Annotated in this window: 6 protein-coding genes; 2 read left to right on the forward strand and 4 right to left on the reverse strand. The window is 60.8% G+C overall.

What is annotated here, in order from left to right; all coding sequences use genetic code 11:
* The first annotated feature begins 3 nt into the window (after positions 1-3).
* Positions 4-126 (forward strand): hypothetical protein, encoded by a 123-nt coding sequence (locus PHQ87_RS16085; protein WP_366524494.1) that lies wholly within the window; start codon positions 4-6, stop codon positions 124-126.
* A gap of 172 nt (positions 127-298) precedes the next feature.
* Here PHQ87_RS16085 and PHQ87_RS15190 read toward each other — a convergent pair whose 3' ends face one another.
* Complete coding sequence (locus tag PHQ87_RS15190) at positions 299-979, reverse strand: glutathione S-transferase (protein WP_300236195.1); 681 nt, start codon at positions 977-979, stop codon at positions 299-301.
* A 196-nt stretch (positions 980-1,175) separates the two neighbouring features.
* On the opposite strand from PHQ87_RS15190, the gene PHQ87_RS15195 reads away from it, so the two are divergent.
* Positions 1,176-1,601, forward strand: coding sequence for a hypothetical protein (locus PHQ87_RS15195; protein ID WP_300236198.1), 426 nt, complete (start codon positions 1,176-1,178; stop codon positions 1,599-1,601).
* Here the strand turns inward: PHQ87_RS15195 and PHQ87_RS15200 are convergent.
* The 3 genes from PHQ87_RS15200 to PHQ87_RS15210 all read right to left on the reverse strand — a co-directional run bounded on the left by PHQ87_RS15200 (position 1,591) and on the right by PHQ87_RS15210 (position 3,343).
* Positions 1,591-2,625 (reverse strand): IS30 family transposase, encoded by a 1,035-nt coding sequence (locus PHQ87_RS15200; RefSeq protein ID WP_300236201.1) that lies wholly within the window; start codon positions 2,623-2,625, stop codon positions 1,591-1,593. The genes PHQ87_RS15195 and PHQ87_RS15200 overlap by 11 nt on opposite strands.
* A 140-nt stretch (positions 2,626-2,765) precedes the next feature.
* A complete protein-coding gene (locus PHQ87_RS15205) occupies positions 2,766-3,095 on the reverse strand; it encodes a type II toxin-antitoxin system RelE/ParE family toxin (protein ID WP_300236203.1) in 330 nt (109 codons plus the stop codon).
* Positions 3,092-3,343 (reverse strand): type II toxin-antitoxin system ParD family antitoxin, encoded by a 252-nt coding sequence (locus PHQ87_RS15210; RefSeq protein ID WP_300236206.1) that lies wholly within the window; start codon positions 3,341-3,343, stop codon positions 3,092-3,094. Before PHQ87_RS15210 ends, PHQ87_RS15205 begins: the two co-directional genes overlap by 4 nt.
* Between the last annotated feature and the right edge of the window lie 2 nt (positions 3,344-3,345).

Genomic DNA, 3,345 nt, shown 5'->3' on the forward strand with positions numbered 1-3,345 from the left:
CGCGTGCAAATCGACGACGCCATCGAGGCCGACCGCGTGTTCACCATGCTGATGGGTGACGAGGTGGAGCCGCGGCGGGAGTTCATCGAGACGAATGCGCTGCGGGCGGGGAATATCGACGTGTGATACGTGTGATGAGCATAAAATTCGAAAACGGCGTTTTCGAATTTTATGGTGGTTGACACCACGGCGGTATGTTCATCGAACGCCGCCAGCTCTGCACTGACCTTGGATCCATTGTTGAGGCGATGCCGCTGACGGCACTGCCTAGCCAGGGCCAAGACCAGCCACAGCATGGTCACCCGCTACCGGGGTATTGAACCACTGCGTTGCTGGGCAGTCTTTGCATGCACGCCTCAAACAGGGGACTCTGGAGCCAGTGCGTCAGCCACGCCTGAACACGCCCGAGAGGCAAGGTGCCGAACCAGACCGGGTCCACGGCGGCAAATTGCCTGACGAAGGGAAAGATGCCGATATCCGCCGCGCAAGGTTGCGCACCGCCCAAGAACTCACACCCAGCCAGGCATCGCTCCAGCCGCTCCAACAGCATGGAGACCGCTTGCTCCCGATGGAAGGCACGTTTATCGGCTATCGCCGCAGACGTGGTGTCGTCCGCGAACCGTTCGGGGTACTTGTAGCGATCCAGGTGGTGTTTGAAATCGCCGTCGTTGCAGCGCAGAAGGTCCAGGTTTTCCTGAGTCTGAGCCCCGCTCCACCAGCCTTGAGCATCGGTACCCGTTCCTTCATGGGTCAGCGCCCATTCCACGATATCCCAGCTCTGTTCCAGAACCCGGCGATCGGACAGCACCAGCACGGGTACCGTTCCCTTGGGCGACACGGCCAGCATCTCGGCGGGCTTGTCACGCAGCACGATCTCCTGCGCATCGAATGCGATGCCCGCCACCAGCAAGGCCATGCGCGCTCGCATCGCATAGGGGCAACGACGGTAGGTGTAGAGCAAGGGGCGTGGCGGCTCCATGGCTGTGGTCAGGCGGCTTCGGGTAAGCCTATATTGTCGGAACTGCCCAGAAAGTCATTTTTCATCGAGGTCTCTGGTTCAGAGTTCCTAGAATGGCGCTGGATGCATGTGCTCAAGCAAGCGGCAAGAACACTGCCCAACCCAACGATTGGAGCGAGTTCCTATTTGTGATTTTTGAGCGGCGAAAACTCTTGCAGTGAAGTACTGGTGGGTCAACCAAAATCAAACCTACCGACATGAGGTGCCGGGGGGTTACCTATGGTCTCCGAAGACGAGGGCCGACGGAGCCCTGAACCCGTTTTATGAATTCATGCGTGAGGTTTCTCCAGGTGACCTCATCTTCTCCTACTGCGACACCTACATACGCGCCATTGGGATAGCGCAGTCGACTGCATATGAGGCACCCAAGCCTTTGGAGTTCGGAAACGTTGGAGCGTACTGGGATGTCATTGGTTGGAGGATCAAAGTCCATTTCACCGAGCTGCACAATGTGATTCGGCCAATGGAGCACATGGTCCGGCTGCATGCCTATCTTCCGAAAAAGTACTCCCCACTGCGGTCGAATGGCCACGGGCAGGGCGGATTCAAATCTGAAGTGCAACACCCGGTGTTCAGTGAATGAGGGTGGAGTGTTGCGGGCTGTTCAGGAGCAGCTCCCGATAAACCGCCAGCGGTGATCGTACCCCCAGTCCCTTGCGCGGGCGACCATTGATCTGGTCGGCAATCGCATCGAGCTGCTCCTGGCTGTAGACCGACAGATCGGTGCCCTTGGGCAGGTACTGGCGCACCAGTCCATTGGTGTTCTCGTTGGAGCCGCGCTGCCAGGGGCTGTGCGGGTCGCAGAAGTAGACGGCAACGCCCGTTTGCTCGGTCAGCTTCTTGTGCAGTGCCATTTCCCGGCCCTGGTCGTAGGTCAGACTCTGGCGCATCGGTTGGGCAATGGCGTTGAGCTTGTCCGAGAAGGCCTGCAGCACGTTGGCTGCGCTGGCGGGCTTGGGGTGGGGCAGCTTGACCAGGATCAGCAGCCGGCTGGTGCGCTCGACCAAGGTACCCACTGCGCTAGCATTGCCCTCGCCCTTGATGAGGTCGCCTTCCCAGTGACCTGGAAACTGGCGATCTTGCACTTCGGGTGGACGCAGGTGGATACTGAGCATGTCGGGGATCTGGCCACGCCGGTCCTGGCCCTTGCGGCGTGGTACGCGCTTGTTATGGGCGTGGCGCAGGCAGGCGATGAGCTCCTTGCGAAGCTCACCCACGGGTTGGGCATAGATGCAGTGGTAGATGGTTTCGTGCGACACGCGAAGCTCATGGCCCTTGGGGCAGATGCGCGCCAGTGTCAGGGCAATTTGCTCTGGCGACCAGCGCTGTCGCAGCAAGTGCTGCACGAGGTCAAACAAGATGGCCTCGGGATGCAGTTTACGCACCGGGCGGCCCTGTCTGCGACGGTGCTGGCAGCTTTGCTGGGCCGCAGCGCTGCTGTACTGGCCAGCTGAGGCGTTGCGGCGCAGTTCACGGCTGATGGTGCTGGCCGAGCGAGCGAGAACGCGGGCGATCTCACGCACGCTGTAGTTTTGCTGCTTGAGGCTGGCGAGGGTCACACGGTCTTCGGGTTGGAGTTGGCGGTAGGTTCTGGGCTGGGGCGACATCTGCGTACCTTACGGCAAGTCAGGTGTTGCACTTCAGATTTGAATCCGCCACCCAATTCCTCAATTCAATAAATCGGTGTTGCACTTGGTGCTTGACTCCGCCCCGGCAATCACGCAGATATGTCCCGGGGATCCGACCGTCACACGCCGTCGGGCTCCTGCATCCACGCAGGGATGTCGCGCTGGCCGTGCAGCACACGCCAGACGTCGATGTGGTCCGGATGCTCGACATAGAACACAAGGTGCGGGTAGCGCGTCAGCGGCCAGTCGCGCAGGCCCGGCAAGTTGAGTTCATGGGCGTAGCGTGGAGAACCTGTGGCCGGGTGGCGACCGATGTGCCCGTAAGCCTTCTCCAGCGCATCGACGAAGCCCATTGCCACGGCTTCGCCCGCCTCACTCAGGTAGTAGGCGACGGCCTCGTCCACATCCCAATTTGCCTGCTCACGCGGGATGACTGGCTTGGCCTTCACGACTTGGCAGCGGGTTTGGCAGCCTTGCGCACCCGATCCCGCAGCCCGTCGAAGTAGTTGGCATCAGCGGGGACCGCCGGGGCCGAAGCTGCTCCGGCCAGCAGCAACCCGCGCAGTTGCAGACGGTCCTGGTCCTTGCGGATCAACTCGCGCACGTACTCGCTGCTCGTGCCGTAGCCGCGCTGGCTGACCTGTTCATCCACGAAGGACTTGAGGGTGTCGGGGAGAGAGATGTTCATCGTGCTCATGG

This window comes from Hydrogenophaga sp., from assembly GCF_028698005.1.
In the GTDB taxonomy this organism is placed as follows: Bacteria; Pseudomonadota; Gammaproteobacteria; order Burkholderiales; family Burkholderiaceae_C; genus Hydrogenophaga.

Coding starts and splice junctions, on each gene's coding strand:
- PHQ87_RS15190 (WP_300236195.1), bottom strand. CDS start 979: ATGGAGCCGCCACGCCCCTTGCTCTACACCTACCGTCGTTGCCCCTAT.
- PHQ87_RS15200 (WP_300236201.1), bottom strand. CDS start 2,625: ATGTCGCCCCAGCCCAGAACCTACCGCCAACTCCAACCCGAAGACCGT.
- PHQ87_RS15210 (WP_300236206.1), bottom strand. CDS start 3,343: ATGAGCACGATGAACATCTCTCTCCCCGACACCCTCAAGTCCTTCGTG.